Here is a 25475-nt window from a genome sequence, read left to right as displayed (position 1 = left end):
AGTCCGTCAGTCACTGAGTGAGACATCGACGCCCGTCTCGTGAAAGACGAAGCGGTCGACATCGAACGTCACGACCACCTCGTCGCCGTCTCGTTCGACATCGACCACACGGTCGTCGTCGAAATCCTCGTAGTAGCGCTCCCAGGCATCCGGATATTGGGTACCGTTGTGGGTGACAGTTACTGTCTCGTCTTTCGCGACGTGCGGCCCCCTGTCACCGCGCTCAGCCACCACGAGGACCGTCCGGTCGCCGCCGACGACGCGCGTGGCCGACCCGATTCCGACGTCGACCGCGGAGAACACGATCGTGTCGCCCACGATCAGGTCCGGCTCGTTGAGCATGACCGATCCGTCTCCGTCGCTCCGAAACACGGCGCCGTTCTCGTAGGCAATCTCGGTGTCGCCACTGCCTGCGTAGGCGAGCGAACGAGTGTAAATCGATCCCACCTCATCATCGCCGTAGTACGCCTCGACATCGTGCCGCTCCCCGAACGTGAGCTGTCCGCCAGCCAGCCGGAGCTCGGTCGCTCGGCTCGGGACGCCGTCCCGGGAGATGTCCTGCAAGTTGTCGTGGAGCACGTCGAACGCCCGCTCGACGTTGTTGTCGCGCTCGGCGGTCTGGGCGGCGTCGAGCCCGCCGAGCCCCATCGTGAACGTAACGGCGATCGTCGTCGTGATCAGCCCGAAGACGAGCACGAACCCGACGGTTTCGCTGACGGCGCGGGACTCCGTGGGGCGGTCGCCGGGACGGCCGCCGGAATCCGCGCGGTCGTCGCCGGCCCGGGTGCGGTCGAACGGGATCACGACTCGACCACCACCACACCCTCCTCAGCGTCCCACCGGATCGTTAGATCGCCGCCGTCAACGGTCCCGCCCTGAATGTTAACCTTCTTATCCGTCCGAAACGGGATCTCGACGACCGCATCCGTTCGCTGGTCCTGTAGCTGGACCGTCCCGTTCGTCGCCCCCTCTTCGGACTCGACCGCAATCCGATACTGGCTCCCCGACACGCGTGGTGGGAGATCGACGTGTCGTTCGACGACGAGCTCCGACCGCTCCTCGGCATTCGCCACTAACCGGTCAACCGTCATCAGGTCGGCGGCGACGCGCTCGCCGACGACGGTGAGCTCACCGTCGATGGCGGCCTCCCGTTCCCCCTGGACGAACGAGCCGCCGGCGACGAACAGCCCTGACAGCAGCAGAGTCGCCACGGCGAGGTTGAGGACGTAGCCGACGGAGACGGAGACGGCGCGCTCGTCTCCGCGGGGGGCGGCTCGGTCGTCGCCCGCGACCAAGGCGTTCAGGTCAGTCATCGCGCTCACCCGGGGCGACCTCGACCGTGTCGCGGTACTCCAGTTCCGGTGTTCGATGGTGGACGTCGACGTCGGCGCTGTACACCGCGTCGACGACGTACGGCTGCGAGGACCGGTCCGAGTACTCATCGTCGAACGGGTCAGCCTCGGTCGGTGACGGCTCGTCCCGCTGGTCGACGACGAGATGATACGTGCCGTCCGCGTTGTCGCCGTTCTCGTATTCGAGGTCGTAGTCCGCACTGCCGTCCTCGACGCCCTCCGCCCACACGAGCGGATCCCACGACTCGCCGTTCACGGTTCCGCCCGTCACGTCGACGTGGAGGTCCTCGTCCGCCGGCTGGTCGAAGGTTCGCGTGCGCTCGTCGCCGTCGCGGTTGACGGTGACGTTGACGGCGTCTCCGGACGCCTCCGAGAGCGACATCTCCCAGACGCTCCCGGGCCCGACGATCGACCCGTCCGCGACGACGGAGAACGCGTCGCTCTCGTCGGAAAGCGAGTCGGAGTCGACCGTCAGCTGGAAGTTCCGCGTCCGAGTGGCGTTGCTCGCGAGCGTCCAGTCCTCGTCGGCGGTCGCATTCTCATGCGCAACCAGCTCACGGTAGTCGTCGTCGACCTCGTCCTGTGCGATGAAGTGTCCCTCCTCCGTGACCGTGGCATCGACGTCCACGACGACGCCGTCCCCCATGCGATGGTCCCGGACGGCGTCAGCGTACGCGCCGACGCTCCTCTCGAAGTCGGCGGCGACCCCGTCCGGTCCGTCCTCGTTGCGGTGTTCACGGTGCATGATCGCGGACACCTCCTCCACGGTCCCCTCCCGGAACTCGACGGCCTCGCCGCCGCCGGCGTCGATCCCGCGAGTCGCGAGGTTCTCCGTGTAGATGACGGTGTTGAGCAGGAGCACGACGGCGACGAACAGCACCGCCAGCGTCAGCCCCGTGATCAGGATCAGCTGGGCGCGACTCTCGACATCATCGGCGTCGTCGCCGTCCCCGAACGGTGCGGGGACCGGTACGCTCACATCTGCCATGCAGTGATGCGCACCTCCACGACCGTGTACAGCGTGTCGCTTCCCTCACCGGACGGATCGGCAAAGAAGTCGCTTTCCCCGTTCTCGATGGCCTCCCCGAGCGTGCGGTCCCCGTCAGGTCCGAACTCGTCGTCCATGTAGAGGGCGACGCGCGTGCTCGCGGTCGCCGCGTTGTCGCTCGGGTCGCCCATGTCGAACATCGACTCTTGGTCCATACCCTCCTCCGGGTCCGGATCCGGGTAATACACGTCAACGTTGAACGCGACCCGCCGGGTGTCGAACGCCTCGGTGAGCGTGGCGTCGAGAGGGTGGTCGTCAACGCCGTGCTCCTCCCAGTCCCGCACGTCGCTCACGCTGGTGTACGGCGCCGATCTCCCCTCTTCTGGATGGAAGAACGCTCCGTCCTCGGAGTCCCAAAGCAGCAGCGCGGCCTGCAGGTCGCCGCGCTCCTTCGTCGTCGTCAGCACGTCCTGGGCGCCGATCGCCTGCTGGTTCTCGATGTGCTGGTTGGAGGTCGACGCCGACAGCGGCGTGACGGCGGTCGCCTGCGTCGCGAAGATGAGCCCCGCCACCAGCAGGAGCGCGGCGACGAACGCCTCCAGCGTATGTGCCTGTCCCCGGTCGGGGAAATGTTCGACGAACATCGTCACCACACCCGCACCGTCAGGCGGTACGTCTCCCCATCAAGATCAACCATCCGGCTCCCCGTCGAGACGCTTGCGCCTGGCGGCGGCTCGTCGCCGGCGACGAGCGGAACCGAGTCGATCGAGTGCGACCCGCTGCTGTTGGCCACGGTCACGTTCAGTCCGTGATGGTCCACGACGCCGAGTTCGGCGGACAGGTCGGCCGCGCTGTGCTCCCAGTTGCAGTCGTCGTTCGGCACCTCATCGAAGAAGTCGCGCGTGCACTCGGTCGACAGCACCGCCGGCGTGGAGCCCGCCGCGAGCGACGTCTCTGCGAGATGGGCGGCGCTCCGCTCGGCGACGACCATCTTCGCGCCCTCGCCGGCCGTGAACGGCTCAAGCAGCGAGGGAACGAACGCGAACGTGAACCCGACCGCGAGCAGGAAGACGGACATCCCGACGACGAAGTCGAGGACGGTCTGGCCGCGATCGGTGGGCGCGGTTGCCGACGCTGCGTGGTCGTCCCCGCTCGGCGCGTCTCGGCGCACACCGGCACCACGCTCACCCGACATAGATCCACACCCCCAATGCGAGCGTCATCAGGATCACCGAGAACTTCACGCCGGAGATGATGTCGGCGCTACGGATATAGCCGCTGATGAAGCCGGACAGCACCGCCTGAATGGTGACCGCGTGGAAAAACAGCATGGAGAGCACTGCAGGGTCGACGCCGCCGCCGAAGTCCATGTCGCCGGGCTGGTCACCGGCTCCGTTTCCGTTGTCGCCCTGCTCGACGAGGTCGGCCATCACGTCGATGAACTGCGTCTGGAGGATCGCCATCACGCCCAGCAGGGTGATGTACGTCATCAGGATGATCGCCACCTGCATCCGAGTGCGGGAGACCCGTTCGCGCTCGATATCGTCCTGGTTCTCGGAGGCCTGCGCGGCCGTCGTCAACACGTCCGTGATCTGCGAGGACGCCTCCTGGGCCTCCGAGATCAGCTTCACCGTCCGGGCGAGCCGCGGGACGGCGTACTTGTTGTTGAACTCCACCATCGCGTCCCGGAGGCTCATCCCGTAGTTCACTTTCGCATACATCACGTCGAACTCGTCGGCGAGCTTGCCCGAGGAGGTGTCCGAGACGGTCTGAATCGACTCCAACAGGGTCTGACCGGTGTCGTTGGCCGAGGAGAGCTTCCGGAGGTTCTCCGAGAGCTTTCCGGTGACGGCCCGGCGGGAACGCTCGTGCCACTCGTGGAAGAACGCCAGCGGAATCAGCGTGAGGTACACCGGCAGGTACACCCAGATAAACGTCGACCAGATCGGTCGCGCCACCCACTCGTCGAAGGTCATTGGCGCCACGTCCGCCGCGACGGCGACCCCGATAAGGACGAGCGCGGCGGGGATCGTCAGCGCCAGCGTGTACAGCGGATTCTCCTTCAAGAACAGGTGGGGCGCGGAGAGGAGCTCCTTCGTCTTGTACGTCCCTTCGCGGTTCTTGATCCGGTCGAACACCGAGAACGTGCCGACGAAGCTCTCGATCAGCCCGAGGTGGATCAGGCTCTCCTGGCTGGACTGTTTGAGCCGTTCGCTTCCGCCTTTCGGCTGGAGGTAGCCGTCGCCGGGCTCGTCCTGTTTCACCGTCGAGACCAACACGAGGAACCCGACGCCCACGAGCGGGATCAGCAGGTAGACCGTTGCGTACAGCAGCGTGTCGTCTCCCTCGCCCATCATCCCCATGATCACGAGGATGATGATGAGCAGGAGCGGAAACAGCGAGAGCGTCATGTACATCTCGCCGAACAGCTCCAGCGTCTCCAGAGTCATCTCCTGTTCCTGTTTCGAGGTTCTGAGGTGTTTCTCCTTTTTGTCCTTCAGGAACTGCTCCATGTCGCCGCCGGAGTTGACGATGGAGAGCATGTCCGCGAGGAACTGTGAGAGCTCGTCGGAGGGCGTCTCCATCGACTGCTGGCGGATCGCGTTCCGGTAGTCCGTCCCGAAGTACTCCGTCTCGTTGATGATCGACTGGAACTCCTTTGAGACCTCGCCGTAGGTGTCCTCGGCGTCCGCCATCGCCCGCAGGATCTCCAGCTGGTTGAGCCCGCCGACCGACAGCGCGTACATGAAGGAGACGGAGTCAGCGAGCAGCATGTTGATCTCCCGTTCGCGGGACGACGACCGCGAGTAGGGGATCGCCAGCAACGCGCCGAAGCCGAGCGCGAACCCGAGGGAGCCGAACACGAGTCCGCTGACCAGCACGGAAACGGGGACGACGAGCGACCGCAACAGCTCGGCGACCGCCGGATCGGGCGCCGGGATCCCGATCGAGAGCGTCTCGGGCGAGACCAGCCCGACCGCGAACACGCCCCAGCCGATGAACGTCCCCACCGCCCACAGCGCGAGCCCGACGAGCACGCCGAGCGCCAGCGCGCGCGAGACGTACATCTCGACGGTGTCCGGCATTCGCGCCTCGACGAGTTTCCGTTCGACGTCGTCGATGAAGTCCCCCTCCGGGTCGAACAGCAGCTGGAACAGCGGGTAGAACAGCTCGGCGAGCACGTCGCCGTCGCCGTCCCCCTTCACGCCGGTGTCGAGGCTCACGCCTCCACCCCGCACACGACCGCGGCGCTACGCGTCATCGTCCTCGACTTCGCCGAAGCCCCACTCGTCGATGCGTGCCTCGCTTTCGTCGGCGTCGGTCTCCGTGGCGTCACCGTTGTCGGCGTCCTCGGCGTCCTCGGCGTCCTCGGTGTCCTCGGTGTCCTCGGTGTCCTCGGCGCCCCCCGCCTCATCGTCACCGTCTCCACCGTCCGCCTCCCCACCACCGCCCGCATCCTCCGGCTCCGGATCGACGAACGGGTCCGGTTCGTCCACGTCAGCGGGGTCGACGGCCGACTCCTCCGTCTCCGCGGACGAGTCCTCGACATCGACCCCCTGCGTCACGTCGATTCCCTGCCCGAACGGTTCGTCGAAGTCGATCCCCGAGCCGTCGGCCTCCTCGGAGGGCACAGTGCCGTCGGCCTCGTCGGTCGCTGCGGCGTCGAGCCCCGGCGGCCCGCCCGACGACGCCTCGTCCGCGTCGACGCCGGCCGTCCCGTCGGGTGTGTCGGTCGTCCCGTCGTCGACACCCGATTCCGGCTCCGCCGGTCCCGCCGCTTCTGCTGACCCCGCCGACCCCGCCGACTCCGCCGGTTCAGCCCCGGCGACCTCACCCGAAACCGCTTCCGCCTCCTGTGCAGTCTCTTCGAGGGTTTCGTGTGGCTCGTCCGGGCGTGCCTCCACGTCGGCCGCCGGCGGCACGTCGACGAGCGCGTCGGCGACCGAGTCGGGCACCGACCCGCGGTACTCCTCCAGCAGGTCGTCGGAATCACGGAGGATTCGCTCGGCCTCCTCACGACCCTCCTCGTCGGGGTCGGGCCGCGGCACCATCTTCTCCTTTTCCGGGTCGACGTTGATGAGGACCGACTCCATCTCCCGGAGGTCCTCCAGGGACCGTTCGAGCCCGTCGTTCGCCAGCAGCGCGAGGATCGTCTCCGGGTCGTTGATGAACGCCTGGAACGTCGCCGCCACCTGCGCGTAGGAGTTGAGCCCGCGGTCGATGAGGTACGCCAAGACGAGCTGGCGCTTTCGGAGCTCCTCGTCGAGCTTCGACCGGTTCCAGCCGCGGTCGAACATGATCTCCTCTAAGGTGTTCGAGTCGCCCATCTGGAGGAACTCGTCGGTCTCCGCCTGCCACTGGTAGACGTCCTGGACGTTGATCTCGTCGTTCTCGGCGTCGTAGTGGTTGATCTCGGTGAGCGACTTGTTCCGGCGCACCTTCTTCCCCTGCACCCGGGTCGACGCCTGTATGGAGACTAAATCGAGGGCGGTGAACATCGTCTTCGAGACGTTGATCGGGTCCGTGGTGAACCGCTTGAGCACCTCGCCCACGCTGTCGGCGTGGAACGTGGTGTAGGTGGTGTGTCCCGTCGACATCACCTGGAACGCCGTGCGCCCCTCCTCGCCGCGGATCTCGCCCATCACGATGTAGTCGGGGCGCTGGCGGAGCGCGGCCTCCAGCAGGTCGAACTCGTCCACGTCGCCCTTGTCGTCGTCGGAGAACGACGGGCGCGTGACCGACGCGATCCAGTTGCGCTGGGGGAGCTCGACCTCGCGCGTGTCCTCGATGGAGACGATCTTCGCGTTCGAGGGGATGAACAGCGACACCGCGTTCAGCGAGGTGGTCTTTCCGGACGCCGTCCCGCCGGCGAAGATCAGGCTCTTGTGGTTCTCGATACAGAGCCAGAGGAACGCCATCTCGTCGAGCGAGAACGTCTTCCAGTTGACCAGGTCGACGGGGGTGAAGGGGACGTCCTTGAACTGGCGGATGGTGTAGTTCGTCCCGTGGTCGGACACCTCCTTGCCGAGCGTGAGCTGGGCACGGGAGCCGTCCGGGAGCGTGGCGTCGACCTGCGGTCGGCGCTTGGAGATCCCCTTCCCGGACCGCTGGGCGAGCTTGACCACGAAGTCGTCGAGCTCGTCAGTGCCATGATAGACGTTCGTGATGATCTGCTCGTAGTCGGAGTGGTAGACGAAGACGGGCGCGTTGTAGCCGTCACACGAGATGTCCTCCACGTTGATGTCGTACTTGATCGGGTCGATGCGCTCGTACCCGATGAAGTCGCGTTTGAGGTAGTAGAGCAGCTTCTCGACCTGGTACTCCGTGAGCGTGTCGCGGTCCTCTTCGAGCACGGCGGGCTCCGGACGGGCGCTGACGCCGGAGAGCTCCGCGGTGGAGGGCGTCGGCGGCTCGTAGCCGAGTGCTTGCGCGATCCGGCCCGCGATACCGTCGTCAGGGTCGATCTCGAACCGGTCGACGAGGTCGGCGGCGATCCCGCCGTCGTCGCCAGCATCGTGCTCGTACAGGTCGTAGCGTTCGAGCAGCGAGTGGGTCTCGTCGGCGATGACGCCGGCGCGGAACTCCTCGTCGCCGCCGGCGATCGACTCGTCGGAGTACTTGATCGACGTGCGGAGCTTCCCGGTGAGGAACTCCTGGAGGTCGGCGTCGATCGCCGTCATGTACGGCTGGATGGCGTAGTACTTCTTCTCGTTCTCCTTCGTGGAGTGGAAGATGACGATGAACGCGTAGGGCTCGTTCACCCAGTAGCGCTCCTCCTCACGGAAGTGGCGCTTCTTCTCCATCGGCACGGCCTTTTCGAGGTCGTACCGGTTCGCCAGCGTGGTGTGACCCTCCGGCGTCGAGAAGAACGCATCCTCGTCGAGCTCGGGGTTCACGTCCACGGTGCGCTCGTCGACCACGTCCACGAGGTGGTCGTCCGCGGCGGCGCCGAACGCCAGCGCGTTCTCGATCCGGTCGGGGTCGAAGCCCAGCGCCTCCGTCTTGTCCTCGTGGGTGAACTCGACCGGCACCTCGTTCCCGTCCTCGTCCTCGGTGGTCGGGAGCTCGCCGTCCTCATCGCGATGGAACTCCGCCTCGTAGTCGTCCCACGTGTAGTAGTCCTTCAGGACGGGAACGGAATAGGGGTCGTAGCGCGCCTCCCACCGCTCGAACAGCTCGTCGCCCACGAGGTCGCCGGCCCACAGCCGACGGCCCAAATCGTCGGGATCGAACCCGAGAAAGTCCGCAGGGTCGAGTCCCGCCCGGTCCCAGTCCGCGGCGGTCGGCCGGCGCTCCGGTGCCCGGTAAACGTCACGCTCGGCGGCGACGACACGCTCGGGAGTGTCGCCCGCGTCGTCTTCATCGGGAGTCTCCCCGACGACCGCATCCGCATCAAGCGTCGTCTCCGTCGGCGCCAGTTCCGCGTCGTCGACCGAACCCTCGACGCGACGAACCACGTCCTCTTCGTCGACGACATCACGGTCGCCGATCTCCGCATACAGCGCCTCAACAGCATCCGCGTGCCCGTGTTCCCGGAGAAACTCCCGCCAGGAGTACGATCCCACGGTTGCGCCGCCGCCGGACGCCGGCGACTCCGCGGCGCCCGCCGGCTCGCCATCATCCGGCGAGTCCGCAGGAACGTCCTCGGGATCCTCGGTAGCCATTGTCCGAGTAACTCTCCCAGCCGGCAAAAAGGCTTCCACCAACGGTTCGCTGCCTGATAATTGGAAGGAAAGGGGGACATCCCTCTCCGCTCACAGGACCAAGCGAGTCCACTGACTGGAGCGGATGAACTGAGCGGAAGGAAGTGGACTCGCGGGGATTTGAACCAAAACCAGACGTGCTCGCTCGTTTCGCTCGCTGCGCGCGACTGGTAGGGTTTAAATACCCACTCGTTGCAGCGTCGCGCCGCTCGCGATATTGCTCGCGGCGCAAAAACATGGACTCGCGGGGATTTGAACCCCGGGCCTTCCCCGTGCCAGGGGGATGATCTACCACTGATCTACGAGCCCTCGTTCGCATTCATCAGTTTCTCCGTCCGTATATTAAGGCCTTCGACTCGTGGCCTCCCCGTCACGTCGCCACACGACGGTGCGGTCTCCGAACCACTCCTCGCGCACGCCGGCGGGCGCCGGCAAGCGCCCGCTCCCGAGCGCTCAGATCCGGTCGGAGTCGACGTACACGTTGAGGTCGACGGGGCGTTCGCTCCCCTCGAGGTCGGCGACCGCGCTCTGAACGACGCGTTTTGCCTCGTCCTTGATAAGGGGTAGCGTCTTCTTGAGCACCCAGTCGAAGGAGACAAGCCGGGGGAGATCGAGGGCGTCCGGGCTGGCCGAGCCGGGGTCGAATTCGACCTCCAGGGCGACCTCACAGACGGGGTCGTCGGTCTCGGCCGCGGTGCCCTCGAACTCCGCGTCTCCGTCGTCGTCCGCACCCAGATCGCCGGCGACCGCGTCACGATCGGCGCCGGCAAGCGGAGTGATCCGCCAGCAGCCTGCGGCGTCGATGTCCTTCGTGATCCGCCAGTCGATCCGCTCCGGTTCCTCGACGCCGGTCACCTCGGAGTGGGCGGTGTAGGAAAGTTTCCACCACGCGAACTCCAGCGCGTAGCGCGTTCCGGGGTCGCCGTCGCCCGCAAGCGTCCGGACGGTACGCAGGTATTCGGAGTAGCGGCCGTACCGCGGAAAATCGAGCAGAAACGCGTACACCGCCTCCGGCTCGGCGTACACCTCCGTGCTCACGACGAGTTCGTCCACGCCGGCACGTTCGGCCGCGGCGGCTTAAAAGGTGTCCGTCGGGAGAGGGGAGGGCGGCGGTCGCGAACGGCCCTGCTCGGCACCCCCACCGCCCGGCAGTTCCGCCCGATCCGGAACGTTCGGCCGGAGCCAACGGACCCAAAGCCCCTGGGGTCATCGACCGGGTGAATGGGTGCCGAGGAGCCGAACGCGTTCGAGGTGTACCGCGACCGGGTGGAGCGGCCGCTGATCAGACTCTTCCGCGAGTATGCGGCCGACGAGGCCCACTGGCTGGTCGTCGGGATGGTCGCCAACGTGATCGCACGGGTCGCGAGTCTGGTGCCCGCCGTCGTGCTCGGCGTCGCCATCGACTCGGTGTTCCGCGAGGAGGAGGGCGCGTTCACCTTCCCGGTGGTCCCCGACGCGTGGCTGCCGACGGATTCGGCGGCACAGTTCGAGCTGTCGGTGGTGCTGATCGTCGGCGCCTTCGTCGTGACGGGCGTGTTCACCTTCATCTACGGCATCGCCGCCAACAACTTCGCTCATCGGGTGATGCACGCGGTCCGGACCGACTCCTTCGACCGGATGCAGCGGCTCGACATGACCTTCTTCGACGACAAGCAGACGGGCGAGGTGATGTCCGTGCTCAACAACGACGCCTCGAATCTGGAGGTGTTCCTCGACAACGCGCTGCAGAACTCCGCCCGGCTCGGCGTGATGGTGGCCGGCATCGCCGGCGTGCTCTTCTACTACAACTGGGAGCTCGCGTTGGTCACGCTGTCGGCCATTCCGCTGATGGTCCTCTTTACCCTGTGGTTCATGCGCGCGGTGGAGCCACGCTACGTCGAACAGCGGGCGATCGTCGGTGACCTCAACACGGTACTGGAGAACGCGCTTTCGGGCGTCGAGCTCGTGAAGACCTCCAACACGGAGTCGTACGAGAGCGACCGCGTCGAGACCGCCTCGCGCAACTACTTCGAGCGCACGATGGACATCCTTCGGCTCAACTACGTCTACCGGCCGGGGATGGAGCTCCTTGCCGGGCTCGCGTTCGCCGCGACGTTCCTCGTCGGCGGCTACTGGCTCTCACAGGGGCCGCCCGGCCCGTTCACGAGCACGCTCACGGTCGGGACGTTCGTCACGTTCATCTTCCTCACCCAGCAGTTCGTCGCGCCGCTCGCGGAGGTGTCGAACATCGTCGACCAGTACGAGAACGCCAAAGCCTCCTCCGAACGCGTGTTCGGCCTGCGCGACATTCCGGTGCGGATCACGGATGCCGAGGACGCCGTCGCGCTCGGCGACGTGGACGGCGGGGTCGACGGGGGGGTCGTCTACGACGACGTGTCGTTCGGCTACGTCGAGAACGCGCTTCAGGACCCCGACGACGCCGACGAGATGGTGATCCGCGACGTGTCGTTCACCGCGGATCCCGGCGACACCGTCGCGTTCGTCGGCCCGACCGGCGCCGGCAAGTCCACCCTCCTCAAACTGCTGCTTCGGCTGTACGAGCCGACCGACGGCGAGGTCCGCGTCGACGGCCACGACGTTCGCGACGTGACCGTCGAGAGCCTCCGCTCCTCGATCGGCTACGTCTCACAGGACACGACGCTGTTCGACGGCACCATCGCCGAGAACATCCGGTACGGCCGGTTCACCGGCGTCGACCACGACGTGAGCGACCGCGAGCTCCGCGAGCGCGTCGTCGAGGCCGCGAAGGCCGCGGAGGCCCACGAGTTCATCGACTCGCTCCCGAAGGGGTACGACACCCGGATCGGCGAGAACGGCGTGAAGCTGTCGGGCGGCCAGCGCCAGCGCGTCGCCATCGCCCGCGTCGTCCTCCAGGACCCGGCAATCTTAATTCTCGACGAGGCGACCTCGGCGGTCGACACCGAGACGGAGATGCTGATCCAGCGCTCGCTCGACCGCCTCTCCGAGGACCGTACCACGTTCACCATCGCGCACCGGCTCTCCACCATCAAGGACGCCGATACCGTCCTCGTGCTGGAGGACGGCGCCATCGTCGAACGCGGGAGCCACGAGGACCTGCTGGAGCGCGACGGTCTCTACGCCAAGCTGTGGGGCGTGCAGGCCGGCGAGATCGACGAGCTTCCCGAGGAGTTCGTCGAGGCCGCTCGCCGGCGCCACATCGAGCGTGGGGTCGAGGGTGGCATCGAAAGCGAGTACACCGAGGACTGACCTCCCGGCAGCCTCCCTTCCTTACTCGTCACCGGCTGACTCCCTACTCGTCACCGGCTGACTCCCCGCCACCACCGTCTATCGAACCCCGGTCGGCCATCATCGACGTCCCACGCTTGACCCAGCGGCGCCGGTAGAACACGGCACCGACGAAGGCGACGCGGAAGACGAAGTCGAGGACGATGGCGACGTATGCCGCGGTCGGCCCCCACCCAAGGTGCACGCCGGCCACGTAGGTGAACCCGAGCAGGAAGACGAAGGTGCCGACCATTCGGGCGATAAAGGGCGTGATCGTGTCGCTCCCGCCGCGGAGCGAGCCGGCGAGCACGATGTACGCGGAGATGAGGACGGCGGCGATGGCGTACGCCTGCGCGAACGCAGTGGCGTACCCGACCGTTGCGGGATCACGGGTAAACACGCGCACGAACTGCTCGGCGAAGACGAACAGCGCCGCACAGAGCCCGCCGACGGTGAGCACGGAGAGGCCGGTTGCGGCCCACCCCGTGTAGTGGGCCTCGTCCGCCTTCCCCTCGCCGAGCAGCTGGCCGACGAGGACGTTCGCGCCGACGCCGTACCCGCGGCCGAGCGGCGAGGCCACCTGCTGGTACATCCGACGGCCGACGTGGTAGGCCGCGTTCACCTCCGCGCCGAACCCGAGCAGGATGGCGTTGAACGGGAACTCCGCGATCATCTCCGAGAGCCCCTCCGCGATGCGGGGCCAGCTGATCGCGACCAGCTGTTTGGTGATGACGAGGCCCGCCGGTCGGACGTACGCGATGGGCGACAGCGAGCTCCGGATGACCGCGAGGAAGACGAGCGCGCCGAACCCGTCGGCGACCGCCGTCGCCAGCGCGATGCCGACGACGCCGAGCTCCGGGAGGGGGCCGATCCCGAACGCGAGCCCGACGGTCGCACCGATGTTGCACGCGTTGACGGCGCCGTTGACGACCATCGGCGTCCGGGTGTCGCCCGTCCCCTGGATCGCGCGGGCGGCGATGAAGTTGACGTGGATCGCCGGCGCGGACACCATGATCACGGTGAGGTAGGTGCTGCCGAACGCGACCACGTCGCCGGCGGCACCCTCCTCCATCAACACCGCGAGGACGGCGATCGCCTCCTCGCTGAACGTCAGCCCGAACGCGACGAACGGGAGGCTGCCGAGCAGGCCGAGCAGCAGCGCCTGCGTGACCGCCTGGTCCCGGTTCGCGGTGGCGTCGGCGCCGGTGTCCTGCGAGGAGAGCGCGATGGCGCCGTCGCCGACACCGATCCCGAACCGGAGCGGAAAGCGGGCGTAGATGTCCGCGAGCCCGACAGCGGCGATGGCGGCCGGCGAGAAGAAGCCGGCGACGATCAGGTCCGTGGTACGCATCAGCGTGCGGAGCACCTGCTCGGCCATCACGGGCCACGACAGGGCGAAGACCCGCTTCCACACCCGGACGAATCGGCGCTGCACGAGCGCCGGCGCGAGGACCACCACGCCGGCGTTTCACCCCACCCGCCGATAACGGTTCACCTCCCGGAAGATGGCGTGGGCGAAGCGAAGCGTCGTCGTCCGCACCACCGCCACCATCCGACGCCGGCGTTCGACGCCTCCACCAGAAGGGTGTTATTCGTCGGTTCCGTAGCCCCGACCAGTGAATCCCGACACGCTTCTCCGGCGGGCCGCCGCCGTTCTCGCGGTCGTCGTCGCCGGCACCCACCTCTACTGGGCGCTTCCCGAGATGGCCAGACAGCTCCACTACGGGCAGGTTCCCGACCCGCGCCCGGCGGTGTTCCTGCTGGCGACCGTCGGGATTTTTGTCGGCATCATGCTGGTCGCACAGGGGTTCGACCCCACGCCGGTGTACGTCGGCGGCATCCTGTTGATGGTCACCTTCATCGCCGGCTACGTCGCCTGGCACACCGTTCTCGACCACGGCGCGTTCTGGCCGGGGATTCGCGCCCACGGTCACGACGCCGATCCCGTCTCCGTCGTGCTTACTCACCTCAGACACGACTCCCTCGCGCTGACCTCGAAGCTTGCGGAGACCGCGCTCGCCGGCGTGCTCGCCGTCCTTCTAGTCCGTGAGCGGTCGGCGGACGCCCCGTAGTCCGTCCGACGACGAAACCCATTACCGCACACGACCGTAACTCCAACACGAACTACCCGTGCCTCTCGATCCCGCCACGCTGGTCGCCGCCGACGTGCTGCTGTTCCTCGCCATCGGGGCGCTCGGCGGCGCCCACTGCATCGGCATGTGTGGCCCCCTCGTGACAGTGTACGCCGACCGCATGAGCGGGGGGTCGGACGGCGACGCCACAGCGACCGACGGTGGCAGCACCGCGACCGCCGCGGACGCGACCGACGGCCGGCGCGGGAGCCACCTCACCACCTACGAAGTGCGCCAACACGCGCTGTTCAACCTCGGGCGCACCGCCAGCTACACCCTCATCGGGGCGACGCTGGGCGCGATCGGGGGTGCAGTGATCGTCACCGCCGGCGAGCTCACCGCGGCCGCGGACACGGTTCGTGGCGGCGTCGGCCTGCTGGTCGGCGGCCTCGTTATCGCCGTGGGCGTCCGCTACCTGCTCGGCGGAACGACCGGCGGCGTCCACCTCCCCGGGCTGAACCGCGTCGCCGGCTGGTTGACGGGCTACGTCGACCGGCTGGCCGCCGGTCCGGGAATCGTCGGGCTCGGCGCGCTCCACGGGCTGCTCCCCTGCCCCATCCTCTACCCCGCCTACCTCTACGCGTTCGCCAGCGGGTCGCCCGTCGCGGGCGGCGTCGCGCTGGCCGCGCTCGGTATCGGGACGATGCCGGCCGTCTTCGCGTACGGCACCGTCATCGAGAGCGTGGACGCCGTCCAGCGCCGGCGGGTCCACCGCCTGCTCGGGCTGGCGTTCGTCGCGCTCGGCTACGTGCTGTTCGCGCACGGGCTGATGAGCTTCGGCATCCACGTCCCACACCCCGAACTGCCGTTCTGGAACCCCCTCGACGGAGTCGCCGGCGACGCCGGCGGCCACGGGGGTCACTGACCACCCATCCCCTGGCACCACTCCCACTAACCACCCATCCCCTGCCACTACTCCCACTGACCACTTATGACCGACTCGACGACCACCGCGGAATCCGACTGCACGCTCTGTGAACTCCCCGTCGCCGGCGCGGACGTAGTCGACGACGACGGCAACCAGTTCTGTTGTGCCGGCTGTCGGGACGTGCACGACGCGCTCGGCGACGTGGACGTGGACGCCGCCGACGTGCGTGATGCCCGGCAGGCGAAGGAGAGTGAGGGCGGCGACGAGTCGGGTAGCCCCGACGACGAGTCGAACATACCCGCCGACCACGAGGCGACGTTCCTCGAAGTCGACGGCATGCACTGTGCCACCTGCGAGGCGTTCATCGAGACGGCCGCCACCCGCGAGAAGGGCGTGAGCGCGGCGAGCGCGAGCTACGTCACCGACACGGTGCGGATCGACCACGGTCCGAACGTGAGCGAGAACGACCTCTCCGAGGCGGTCTCCGGGCTCGGCTATTCCGCGTACCCCCGCGACGACGCCTTCGCGCGCCGGCAGTCGAACAACTTCGCGACCGCGCGGCTGGCCGCCGGCGTGATGGTGGGGATGGCCGTGATGCTCCAGTACATCGTCATCATCTACCCGACGTACTTCGCGTTCCCCTTCTACGACGAGCGCACGCTGGAGTATCTCAACACGGCGATGGCGTCCAGCTCGGGCAACTACTTCTTCATCGTCATCGGCATCCTCACCACCATCGTCCTGCTGTTCACGGGGAAGCCGATTCTCAGAGGCGCGTACGTCAGCGCCCGAACGCGGTCGCCGAACATGGACCTGCTCGTCGCAATCGCGGCCGTGAGCGCGTACCTCTACAGCATCCTCGCGGTCGCGCTGTTGGACAGCCCCTCCATCTACTTCGACGTGACCGTCGCGATCATCGTGATCGTCACCGTCGGCAACCACTACGAGTCCTCGATCAAGCGGCGGGCGACGGAGATGCTCTCGGATCTCACGGCCGTGCAGGTCGACTCCGCTCGGCGGGTGCACGTGGCGGAGGCTGAGACCAAAAACGGCGGAAACGCCGGCCGCGAGAATCCCGAAACGGTCCCCATCGAGGCGCTCGAACCGGGCGACCACGTGCTCGTGCGCGCCGGCGAGCGCGTTCCGGTGGACGGCGAGGTCGTCGAAGGCGACGCCGCCGTCGACGAGGCGGTGATCACCGGCGAGTCGCTCCCGGTTCGCAAGACGCCGGGCGAGCAGGTGGTCGGCGGCTCCGTTGTCGCGGACGGGGCGCTCACCGTCGCGGTTGGCGCCGACGCGTCCTCCAGTCTCGACCGGATCTCCGAGCTCGTGTGGGACCTCCAGTCGGGCAACCACGGCATCCAGAAGCTCGCGGACAAGCTGGCGACGATCTTCGTCCCGCTCGTGCTCGTGCTCGCGGTCGCGACCGCGGGCGCCAACCTCGCGCTCGGCAACGGCATCGGGACGGCGATGCTGGTCGCGCTCACCGTACTGATCGTCTCGTGTCCCTGTGCGCTCGGGCTGGCGACGCCGCTGGCGGTCGCCGCCGGGATCCGCGACGCGCTCCGGCAGTCGATCGTCGTCTTCGACGACACCGTCTTCGAGCGCCTGCGGGACGCGGACACCGTCGTCTTCGACAAGACGGGGACGCTCACGACGGGCGAGATGGAAGTCGTCTCCCGGGACGTGCCCGACGACCTGCTCGAACTCGCCGCCGCGCTCGAATCCCGCTCCGCGCACCCGGTCGGGCAGGCGGTCGCCGCTGCTCACCCGAAACCCCTCGCGGACGGGGGCGCCGTCGCGGCGGGAGAGGCGGACAGCGAGACTGCAGAAAGCGGTGATGCCGACGCCGCGCCAACCCCCACCATCGAGGCGTTCGAGAGCCACGACCGCGGGGTCTCCGGCGTCGTCGACGGCGTCGAGGTCGTCGTCGGCCACCCCGACCTGTTTGACGCGAAGGGGTGGACCGTCCCGGACCGGATCCGCGAGACGGTCGCGGACGCCCGCGACGTGGGACGAGTCCCCGTCGCGATCGGGCGTGACGGCGCCGCCGAGGGCGTCGTGGTCGTCGGCGACGAACTGCGCGAGGGGTGGGAGGACACCCTCACGGCCCTCTCGGAGTCGGGCGTCGAAGTGGTGGTGTTGACGGGCGACGACGCCCGCGCAGCCACCGTCTTCGAGGAGCATTCCGCCGTATCGCAGGTGTTCGCCGGCGTCCCCCCCGAGGGGAAAGCCGAGACGGTCACCCGCCTCCGCGCACGCGGCGAGGTCGTGATGGTCGGCGACGGCACCAACGACGCGCCCGCGCTGGCGGCCGCGGACCTCGGGGTCGCGCTCGGCGGCGGCACGGCGATGGCTGCCGACGCCGCCGACGTGGCGATCGTCGACGACGACCTCTCGAAGGTCGACACCGTCTTCCGGCTCTCGCGGGCCGCCGGCCGCCGCGTGAAGGGGAACATCGGGTGGGCGTTCTGTTACAACGCCATCGCGATTCCCCTCGCCATCACCGGCCTGCTCAACCCGCTGTTCGCCGCCGTGGCGATGGGGCTCTCCAGCCTGCTCGTCGTCTCGAACTCCTCGCGGTCGCTGTTATAAGGTGACGGCGAGGAGACCACCGCAGTGACAGCGGTGGCGCACCCGGTGAGCACCTGATAAAAGCGCGAGTCGACGCGCGAGTTTGGAGGTGGTGCAAGCTCGATGTTATCGCCATGTAGATTTGCTGAAACCCTTCAAGACCGGCATTTCTCAAGGCCACGCTGCCTATCGGATTCTACAGGCCCGATGTGAGGTGGTATCTCAGCAAACCACACGACTGCAAGAGAGGTTTAACAGACCAGAAGACGGTGACTCCAGAAATTAAATGAACTGTGGCGCTATCGGATATTTCCAGTCCTTGCCTTGGTTCGCCATGTATGCCGCCCAGATACAGAAAGCGGGATTAAGAATAAAGAACAACAAAGTAATACCAAGAATTCCAATCAAGACGGTAAAAAAGGTATCTAGCATAGCCACCAGTAGCAACACAATGAAAGAAACAGTAAAGAAGATCTGCCAATTGAGGGCGTTTTTTGCATTACGTTTCGTAAATTCGTTATCGGATATAAAGTATACTAACCCCGCTCCAACCAATCCAGTAAATATCCCGATCAGATGGACGCCGGTCGCCAAAGGCGAATTTTGTGTGCTATCAGGTTGGGAGGGTACTGATGCCATACATGATATACAGCCTCTAGGCACATAAATTTACCACCAAAAGAGAAATCCCGGCCAGTGTTTGGCGGTGATGAACCTAACAGTTCATGCCAGTTCCTCAATCACTCAACGTGATCTTCAGTCCCTCATTGCCGGCAACGGCTTCCAAGACTGGCATGCAGAGTGCGAAATCGACGCATATGACGGAAAGTACCTTGTTCATTGCCGTGATGGAAAAATGGGCATCACTGAACTACTCAGCGTCGATGACACGACAGACTCCTTCTTCTGAGTGTCTTTATTTTATATACTGTTAACAAATTACCATCTGGAGAATTCCGTTCTCTTTCAGCAGTAGTCAACGTCTCTGGTACCGCCGAACGGCCCAACACTTCGTCGATTGAGAACCTCCAACTCAATCTCAACTTCTAGTTCGGCATCGCATCCGCCGAGTTGCCGGGCTCCGATCGTGGCTTCCCCTTTGACCGGAACCCCCGGAATGTTGAATTTGGGAGTGGCGGCGCCATCCGCAAACTCGACTCCTCCGCCCCAGAGAGGATACCCATAAATGATAAGATCGACCTCAATGCCCCAAGTATACACATCAAATGTGATTTCGGTACAGACTTCCGTACCAATAAGAGGGAGCGTACGACAGTCAACCTCCCATGTTCCGGAATCGGCATCGGAACGAATACTTGAGAACCTTTTTTCAATCTCATTCACTGTGACGTTACGGTCGTCACCTACGTAGATCCGTTCGTTTTTCACTCTCCCATCGCTGAGTCTAACATCACCGTTATTGGGCCCCTCTAGAACTTCCCGGTATTCGTCATATGTAATCTGGTTCTCAGCTTGTCTGCTGTGCGTAACCGTTACCGGTCCCTTCGGGTATTCTCCTTCATCTCGGTGCTCTTCGTTCCAGTCTTCGTCTGCAGAAACTGGCGCTACTGTAATTGTCCCGAGGGACCCAAGAGCAGCAATACTTGAGAGTACTTTTCTCCTATTCGCTCCAACAGGATCTTTCTGACCCATAAAACAATATATTCATGCGAGAATATAAAGATTAGTATCACTCTGTAAAAAGATGTAGAAATATAGTAGTTCTGAAATGGTTGAATATATTATCTAACGTTATTCTGCCTATCGGATTCTACAGATCCGATGCGAAACAGGCTTCTCAGCAAACTGCACAAGTACAAGAGGATTTCAACAGAGACAACACAATGTGTGGCTCTAGTGAATCGCCACACTGTGTCGGAGCCTAATGTTTTGATGAAGTTGTGAGAACGCCCACCTGCTTCGCCACTGACAGAATCAGTGACATCACAGCCAAATTCGTCCCAACGTGACGCCTCGAACGACGTGATTTCTCACCGGAGAGCAGTGTAGTCTAGCGATTCACCAGATTCCACTGCACAAAAACCGTGACACACATCCACAAACCGCCCATCCTCACTCCCTCATAACCCTACTCCTCGACGGCACTGGCAGCCCGAATAACGGTCTCCTCGTCGAACTTCCGCCCGACGAGCTGGAGGCCGACGGGGAGCCCGTCGGCCTCGCCGGCGGGGACGGAGATCGCGGGGAGGTTCGCGAGGTTCGCCGGCGTCGTGTTGGCGTCCGCGAGGTACATCTGCAGCGGGTCGTCGAGGCTCTCGCCCAGCTCGAACGGGAGGACGGGCATCGTCGGGGAGGCGATCACGTCGACCTCCTCGAAGGCGTCCTCAAAGTCCTGACGGATCCACGCGCGGGCGTCCTGCGCCTTCTTGTAGTACTTGTCGTGGTACCCCGCCGAGAGCGCGTAGGTGCCGAGCAGGATCCGGCGTTTCACCTCGGCGCCGAACGCCTCGCGGGTCTCCGCGAACGCCTCGTTCCAGTTCCCCTCCGACTCCGCGCGGTGACCGTAGCGCACGCCGTCGAAGCGCGCGAGGTTCGAGGAGGCTTCCGACATCGCGATGACGTAGTACGCCTGCACGGCGTGCTCGACGGAGGGCAGCGACACCTCGACGGTCTCGGCACCCTGCGCCTCGAGGTCGTCGATGGCGGCCTCGACCGTCTCAACGACGCGCTCGTCGGCGCCCTCGAACAGCTCCGTCGGGATCCCAACGGTGAGCCCGTCCACGTCGCCGTCGGCGGCCGCAGCGTAGTCCGAGTTCTCACCTTCCGGTCGGGTCGTCCCGTCGTTCGGGTCCGGGCCGGCGATGGCGTCGAGCAGCGCGGCGGCCTCCTCGACGGTGGGGGCGATGGGGCCGATCTGCTCTAGGGAGTTGGCGTACGCGACGAGCCCGTAGCGCGAGACGAGCCCGTAGGTGGGCTTGATGCCGACGACGCCACAGAAGGCGGCCGGACAGCGGACGGAGCCGCCCGTGTCCGAGCCGAGCGCGAGGTCGGCCTCGCCGGCGGCGACGGCGGCCGCCGAGCCGCCCGAGGAGCCGCCGGGAACACGCTCGGGGTCGACAGGGTTCTCCGTCGGGCCGAACGCGGAGGTCTCGGTCGTCGTCCCCATCCCGAACTCGTCCATGTTCGTCTTGCCGACCACGTCGGCGCCAGCATCGAGCACGCGCTCGACGACGGTCGCCGAATACGGCGGGACGTACTCCGCGAGCATCTCGGAGCCGCAGGTGGTCCGGACGCCCGCGGTGGAGATGTTGTCCTTCACCGCCACCGATTTGCCCGCAATGGAGGTCTCGGAATCTGAATCGCCCGCGACCGTCTCGCGGGTGATGAAGACGTTGTGGGGGTCGTCTGCCGACATCTACGACACCTTCGGGCCCTTGAAGAAGCCGCCCTCCGTCTCCGGGGCGTTCGCGAGCGCCTCCTCCTGTGTGAGCCCCTCCTCGACCTCGTCTGGGCGCATCACGTTGACGAGCTCCTCTTCGCGCTCCGTCTCGGGCACCTCGTCAAGCGCCTCGAAGGAGTCGAGGATCTCACCGAACTGCTCGGTGAACTCCTCGATCTCCGCTTCGTCGAGGTGCACGCGGGCCAGCTCCGCGACGTGTTCGACTGCGTCGGCGTCGACGGCGGCGTCGGCGGCCTCAGCGCCGTCGACCGCCGCCCTCTCGCCGTCGGATTCGGACGTGTCGCTCATACGAGCCAGTCCCGCCGGAGCGGGAGTAAGGGTTTCGGAAGCCCGGCAGTCCGGGCTACTCGTCCGTGAACGTCTCGCCGAGTTCGGGGTCGAACAGCTCCTCGATCCGACAGTCGTAGTGGGCAGCGAGTTTGAACGCCAGCTCCAGCGAGGGATCGTAGCGCTCGCGCTCGATCGCGTTTATCGTCTGTCGGGTGACGCCGACGGCGGCTGCGAGGTCCGCCTGGCTCTCGCCGCGCGCTTCTCGGCGCTCGCGGAGGTCGCTTTTCATTGTCCGGTCATTGTCGTGAGAGGTAGGTGTAGACCACGCCGAACGTGACGTAGATGGCGAACAGCGTCCACATCGCGCCGCCGAACTCGGGCGGGAGTTCGACGACGCCGGCGGCTTCGAGCGCGACGCCGCCGGGCGCCGCGGCCACGAACAGCACACCGAAGGCGTTCAGGGTGATCTCGCTCGTGCGGCGCTCGATGGCCGTGTCGCGCTCGTCGTACAACTCGACCGGGCTGACGCGCCAGACGACGATCATCCCGACGAAGCCCGCCCAGTAGACGAGCACGCCGGCGACGACCTGATCGAGGAAAACCCCGACGAACAGTCCAGCCATGCCGACCAGCAGGCTGGCCGTCGAGAGGCGCTTGTAGCGTTTGCGTGTGGAGAGCCGATTCGTCGCGGGAGTGGAGGTTTCGGTCATGGCGGTTGTAAAGGCAGCTTGACGAAAAGCTCGCTTTACAGTAAAGGGAACTTTACACTTCATCTTAAAAGTACCGCCGAGGTGCGACGCCGTTCGCCCTCGCCGTCGAGCGCGTCACGACCGCGACGCTTCAGGTGCGTTTTTGTACCCGCGCCCGCACGATTCGCGTATGGCAGACCACTCGCACGAGCCCGATCCGGATGCGCGCGTAACCTCCCCCATGCAGGAGTTCGGCGGCCGCGAAGTCGGCATCGGCGTCGCCGTCCTCGCCGTCGGCCTCCTCATCGCGTACGTCATCCCGACCGTCCTCACGCTCTGATTCGGGGACATCGTTGCCGGATTTCTGGTACCGTTGAAGCCCGTCGAGAGCGACGAGTTTCAGCCTCTCTGCGGTCAATGCAGGATCCTCGGTGAGCAATATCGGGAGTAGGTGTATCACGGAGTCTGGTGCGGTGTTTATAAGTGAGCTGTGGATGGTTCTGTTTCTCGTTTATAAGCAGAGTTTGTTCGGTGAGTCGCTGGGACTGCACTGGTGACGACCGCCTTCAAAAGCCCCAGCCGGCTCCGGTCGAGGGGCTCGCTGCGCGCTCAAAAGGCCTCTCCGCACGGCCCGGCCTTTTGAGTGCTTACGTCGCCCGTCTTCCCGGAGCCGGCTGCCCCTTTGAGTCCCACCCCGCACAGCACCGCAGCCGCACCTCACACCTCCCCAGCCTCGGCGGGCAGGCGCCCGCGGGCTCCGCACCGCGCCGCGGGCGCCCGCCGCCTCCCTCGCGCTCCGGCTCGCGCCTTATCGGCGCTCGCCGGGCGCGCCACCGCACCGCGCGTCCATTTATAAGGTGGGCGTCACTGTGGGTCTCGACCCTTTATATGCTATCTCGCCGGCGACGAGCTGCAACACTCACTCCCGACATCGCTCAACAAGCAGTCACCATCGACCGGGCGTTTCACCAAGAACCAACGGGGCCCACAAAGCAGGTGACTCGCCGCGGCGTCGGAAGAATTGCATTGCAACGGGGTTGGACTGTTTTGAAGCTGCTCACGGCACCGGTAACAGCACGAGCGACAGCGACTCCGTCTCCGCGCCGTGGTACGCCTCACGGAGCGCGCGGTCGTCCGCGAACGTCGTGCTTGCGAGCCGCCGCGCTCGGAGCGTGGTCCGCACCGCGTCTCCTCCAAACGGGAACGGGTCGACGCGGAAGACGGCCTCGGCCTCGTCGTCGCCGTGGAGATCCGCTGCCGGCGATACGGTAAGCGTCACGTCCTCCTCATCAAGCGTAGTCGGCACCCGCTCGACACTGAACGACTCGACCGCTGAATCCGCCGCCTCCGCCCCGAACGGCATCCCGCAGATCCGCAACGAGAGCGCGTCGAGCGCCTGGAGGACCCGGTAGTTGTGCCAGAGTCGACTCTCGAATTCTGCCGAGGAACATCCGGGCGGCTCTCCGTGTTCGTGAAGCGCGTCGAGCAGCCGCGCGTCCCCCGCTGTCACCCGGTCGTCGTCCGAGTCGTCGCGCATCGCGGCCGCGAGCGACCGCTGGCGACGCTCCTCCGCGCGCACGAACTCCGCGAACGCCGGCGGCGTGTCGCCCCACGAGGGCGAGAGCCCGTATCGGCGCCGGCGCAACCCGGAGCCGTGCAGCGAGACGAGCAGCCCCGCATAGCGGTCGGCCCGCGCCACTTCGTCGATGCCGCGGCGGTACAACCGGATCCAGCGTCGGCGGGCTGTTCGTGGAAGTTCCGGGGCGTGCCGTCGTCGGTAAGCGTCGGGCGACGGTCGACCGGCTGCCACCCGTCGTCGTGGGCATGGACGGTCAGCCGCACCGCGGGACCCGGGTCGGGCGCGGCGAACACCTCTCTGCCCCACGCCTCCGCGAGGCTCCCGGCGAGCACGGCGTGTTCGGGTTGGGTGACGAGCCGAAGCCCGTCGCCGGCGGGCGCGAGGATCACGTGCGTCGCTGGGCGCGCTGACGGGTTAAAAGGGTCGCCAAGAGGGAGCTGAAATCCGCTACCGCGGGTACCACGCCAGCGGGTGGTCGGCGACGAGGTCGACGCTCACCGGCTGGTCCAGCTCGAACTCCTCGACGTGGTTGTGCAGGCAGTGGACCGACTCGCCGGAGTCGAGCTCGACGCGGTAGATGAACGACGGGCCGACGTACTGCCGGGAGACGACCGTGCCGTCCGCCACGTCGGCGTTCGCGGGCGTCGCGCGCAGGTCGTCTGGCCGGATCAGCACATCGACGGGCGCGCCGTCGTAGACGGTGTCGTACCCCTCCAGCGTCGCCGCGTTGAAGCGGCCGACGCCGGTTTCGACTTTGCCGTCCCGCAGGTGGCCCTTCAGGAACGCCGCGCGGCCGAGGAAGGAGGCGACGAACTTCGACTCCGGCTGCTCGAAGACGGACTCCGGGCGACCGACCTGCTCGATCTGCCCGTCGTTCATCACGGCGACCCGATCGGAGATGGAGAGCGCCTCCTCCTGGTCGTGGGTGACGGAGATGGCGGTGACGCCCGCCTTCTTCAGGATGCGCCGGACCTCCTCGCGCATCTCCACGCGGAGGCGCACGTCGAGGTTCGAGAACGGCTCGTCCAGCAGGAGTACGTCCGGCTCGGGCGCCAGCGAGCGCGCGAGCGCGACGCGCTGTTTCTGGCCGCCCGACAGCTGGTCGGGCTTCTTGTCGCCGTGATCGGGCATGCTCACCAGGTCGAGCAGCTCGTCGACGCGCGCGGTGGCCTCCTCGCCGTCGCGGTCCGAGAGCCCGAACGCGATGTTCTCGCGGACGGTAAGATGCGGAAACAAAGCAAAGTTCTGGAAGACGATGCCCACGTCGCGCTCCTCGGGCGGACAGAAGACGCCGTCGTCGGCGACACACTCGTCGGCGAGGGTGATTTCGCCGTCGGAGGGCTCCTCCAGCCCGGCGATCATTCGCAGCGTGGTCGTTTTCCCGCAGCCTGAGGGGCCGAGGAAGGTGAGCAGCTCGCCGCGCTCGACATCGAGCGAAACGCCGTCGACCGCGGTCTCCTCGCCGAAGAGCTTGGAGACGTTCTCCAGCGTCAACACCGTCCCGGCGTCCGCGGCGGTGTCGACCTCCTCGCGTGACGATTCCCGCGTTCGCTCCGTCGTACGCGCGTTCCGTGAGACGGTGTCCGTCTGTGCCATGAGTGAAGGGTGCGGGCGCCGGTCCTGCCGGCGTCCCGTCGTTACCCCTACTTGCT

General features: G+C 66.2%; 22 protein-coding genes, 1 tRNA gene and 1 pseudogene. 5 read left to right on the top strand and 19 right to left on the bottom strand.

Annotation, left to right across the window (positions count from 1 at the left end):
• Positions 1 to 6: 6 nt before the first annotated feature.
• From ACYQ07_RS04355 to ACYQ07_RS04315, 9 genes are all read right to left on the bottom strand, one after another.
• Positions 7 to 804 carry a DUF7289 family protein gene (locus tag ACYQ07_RS04355; protein WP_459877882.1) on the bottom strand — a complete coding sequence of 266 codons (798 nt, stop codon included), beginning with the start codon at positions 802 to 804 and terminating at the stop codon, positions 7 to 9.
• Positions 801 to 1313 (bottom strand): DUF7266 family protein, encoded by a 513-nt coding sequence (locus ACYQ07_RS04350; protein ID WP_459877879.1) that lies wholly within the window; start codon positions 1311 to 1313, stop codon positions 801 to 803. Before ACYQ07_RS04350 ends, ACYQ07_RS04355 begins: the two co-directional genes overlap by 4 nt.
• Positions 1306 to 2340, bottom strand: coding sequence for a DUF7261 family protein (locus ACYQ07_RS04345; RefSeq protein WP_459877876.1), 1035 nt, complete (start codon positions 2338 to 2340; stop codon positions 1306 to 1308). The genes ACYQ07_RS04350 and ACYQ07_RS04345 overlap by 8 nt, the downstream gene beginning before the upstream one ends.
• Positions 2328 to 2984 (bottom strand): DUF7288 family protein, encoded by a 657-nt coding sequence (locus ACYQ07_RS04340; RefSeq protein WP_459877873.1) that lies wholly within the window; start codon positions 2982 to 2984, stop codon positions 2328 to 2330. The genes ACYQ07_RS04345 and ACYQ07_RS04340 overlap by 13 nt, the downstream gene beginning before the upstream one ends.
• A gap of 2 nt (positions 2985 to 2986) precedes the next feature.
• On the bottom strand, positions 2987 to 3511 hold the full coding sequence (locus ACYQ07_RS04335; protein WP_459877870.1) for a DUF7287 family protein: 525 nt from the start codon (positions 3509 to 3511) through the stop codon (positions 2987 to 2989).
• 13 nt (positions 3512 to 3524) lie between these two features.
• Positions 3525 to 5564 carry a type II secretion system F family protein gene (locus tag ACYQ07_RS04330; RefSeq protein ID WP_459877867.1) on the bottom strand — a complete coding sequence of 680 codons (2040 nt, stop codon included), beginning with the start codon at positions 5562 to 5564 and terminating at the stop codon, positions 3525 to 3527.
• Between the two features lie 27 nt (positions 5565 to 5591).
• The gene (locus tag ACYQ07_RS04325) at positions 5592 to 9005 is read right to left on the bottom strand and encodes a type II/IV secretion system ATPase subunit (RefSeq protein WP_459877864.1); all 3414 of its coding nucleotides are present in this window, start codon (positions 9003 to 9005) and stop codon (positions 5592 to 5594) included.
• Between the two features lie 276 nt (positions 9006 to 9281).
• Positions 9282 to 9353 (bottom strand) — tRNA-Ala (locus ACYQ07_RS04320).
• A gap of 144 nt (positions 9354 to 9497) precedes the next feature.
• Positions 9498 to 10097, bottom strand: coding sequence for an SRPBCC family protein (locus ACYQ07_RS04315; RefSeq protein ID WP_459877861.1), 600 nt, complete (start codon positions 10095 to 10097; stop codon positions 9498 to 9500).
• Positions 10098 to 10265: 168 nt separating this feature from the next.
• On the opposite strand from ACYQ07_RS04315, the gene ACYQ07_RS04310 reads away from it, so the two are divergent.
• Positions 10266 to 12272 (top strand): ABC transporter ATP-binding protein, encoded by a 2007-nt coding sequence (locus ACYQ07_RS04310; RefSeq protein WP_459877858.1) that lies wholly within the window; start codon positions 10266 to 10268, stop codon positions 12270 to 12272.
• A 43-nt stretch (positions 12273 to 12315) separates the two neighbouring features.
• Here ACYQ07_RS04310 and ACYQ07_RS04305 read toward each other — a convergent pair whose 3' ends face one another.
• Entirely contained in the window at positions 12316 to 13668 is a 1353-nt protein-coding gene (locus ACYQ07_RS04305) for an MATE family efflux transporter (protein WP_459880229.1), read from the bottom strand.
• Positions 13669 to 13906: 238 nt separating this feature from the next.
• Between ACYQ07_RS04305 and ACYQ07_RS04300 the strand changes: the two genes are divergently transcribed.
• The 3 genes from ACYQ07_RS04300 to ACYQ07_RS04290 all read left to right on the top strand — a co-directional run bounded on the left by ACYQ07_RS04300 (position 13907) and on the right by ACYQ07_RS04290 (position 17885).
• Positions 13907 to 14362 carry a hypothetical protein gene (locus ACYQ07_RS04300; protein WP_459877855.1) on the top strand — a complete coding sequence of 152 codons (456 nt, stop codon included), beginning with the start codon at positions 13907 to 13909 and terminating at the stop codon, positions 14360 to 14362.
• Positions 14363 to 14420: 58 nt separating this feature from the next.
• Positions 14421 to 15287: a sulfite exporter TauE/SafE family protein gene (locus tag ACYQ07_RS04295; protein WP_459877852.1), complete on the top strand. Its 867-nt coding sequence runs from the start codon at positions 14421 to 14423 to the stop codon at positions 15285 to 15287.
• Positions 15288 to 15353: 66 nt separating this feature from the next.
• On the top strand, positions 15354 to 17885 hold the full coding sequence (locus ACYQ07_RS04290) for a heavy metal translocating P-type ATPase (protein WP_459877849.1): 2532 nt from the start codon (positions 15354 to 15356) through the stop codon (positions 17883 to 17885).
• 261 nt (positions 17886 to 18146) lie between these two features.
• On the opposite strand, the gene ACYQ07_RS04285 is transcribed toward ACYQ07_RS04290, so the two are convergent.
• From ACYQ07_RS04285 to ACYQ07_RS04260, 6 genes are all read right to left on the bottom strand, one after another.
• Positions 18147 to 18503 (bottom strand): DUF4870 domain-containing protein, encoded by a 357-nt coding sequence (locus ACYQ07_RS04285; protein WP_459877846.1) that lies wholly within the window; start codon positions 18501 to 18503, stop codon positions 18147 to 18149.
• A gap of 327 nt (positions 18504 to 18830) precedes the next feature.
• On the bottom strand, positions 18831 to 19517 hold the full coding sequence (locus ACYQ07_RS04280; protein WP_459877844.1) for a hypothetical protein: 687 nt from the start codon (positions 19515 to 19517) through the stop codon (positions 18831 to 18833).
• A gap of 436 nt (positions 19518 to 19953) precedes the next feature.
• The gene (gene gatA, locus ACYQ07_RS04275; RefSeq protein WP_459877841.1) at positions 19954 to 21240 is read right to left on the bottom strand and encodes an Asp-tRNA(Asn)/Glu-tRNA(Gln) amidotransferase subunit GatA; all 1287 of its coding nucleotides are present in this window, start codon (positions 21238 to 21240) and stop codon (positions 19954 to 19956) included.
• The gene (gatC, locus tag ACYQ07_RS04270) at positions 21241 to 21573 is read right to left on the bottom strand and encodes an Asp-tRNA(Asn)/Glu-tRNA(Gln) amidotransferase subunit GatC (protein WP_459877838.1); all 333 of its coding nucleotides are present in this window, start codon (positions 21571 to 21573) and stop codon (positions 21241 to 21243) included.
• A 55-nt stretch (positions 21574 to 21628) separates the two neighbouring features.
• Positions 21629 to 21844 (bottom strand): helix-turn-helix transcriptional regulator, encoded by a 216-nt coding sequence (locus tag ACYQ07_RS04265; protein ID WP_459877836.1) that lies wholly within the window; start codon positions 21842 to 21844, stop codon positions 21629 to 21631.
• 7 nt (positions 21845 to 21851) lie between these two features.
• Positions 21852 to 22265 carry a DUF2178 domain-containing protein gene (locus ACYQ07_RS04260; protein WP_459877833.1) on the bottom strand — a complete coding sequence of 138 codons (414 nt, stop codon included), beginning with the start codon at positions 22263 to 22265 and terminating at the stop codon, positions 21852 to 21854.
• Positions 22266 to 22434: 169 nt separating this feature from the next.
• Here ACYQ07_RS04260 and ACYQ07_RS04255 point away from each other — a divergent pair, with 169 nt between their 5' ends.
• Entirely contained in the window at positions 22435 to 22584 is a 150-nt protein-coding gene (locus tag ACYQ07_RS04255) for a DUF7550 family protein (protein ID WP_459877830.1), read from the top strand.
• Positions 22585 to 23301: 717 nt separating this feature from the next.
• On the opposite strand, the gene ACYQ07_RS04250 is transcribed toward ACYQ07_RS04255, so the two are convergent.
• From ACYQ07_RS04250 to ACYQ07_RS04240, 3 genes and pseudogenes are all read right to left on the bottom strand, one after another.
• Entirely contained in the window at positions 23302 to 23967 is a 666-nt protein-coding gene (locus tag ACYQ07_RS04250; protein WP_459877827.1) for a DUF3891 family protein, read from the bottom strand.
• Between the two features lie 74 nt (positions 23968 to 24041).
• A pseudogene (locus ACYQ07_RS04245) lies at positions 24042 to 24155 on the bottom strand (DUF3891 family protein); the annotation flags it as partial.
• Positions 24156 to 24270: 115 nt separating this feature from the next.
• The gene (locus ACYQ07_RS04240) at positions 24271 to 25419 is read right to left on the bottom strand and encodes an ABC transporter ATP-binding protein (protein ID WP_459877824.1); all 1149 of its coding nucleotides are present in this window, start codon (positions 25417 to 25419) and stop codon (positions 24271 to 24273) included.
• Positions 25420 to 25475 lie beyond the last annotated feature (56 nt).

This window comes from Halorubrum gandharaense (genome assembly GCF_054654575.1).
The sequence above is the reverse complement of the archived record's forward strand: the minus strand, read 5'-3'. Positions and strand labels throughout refer to the sequence as shown.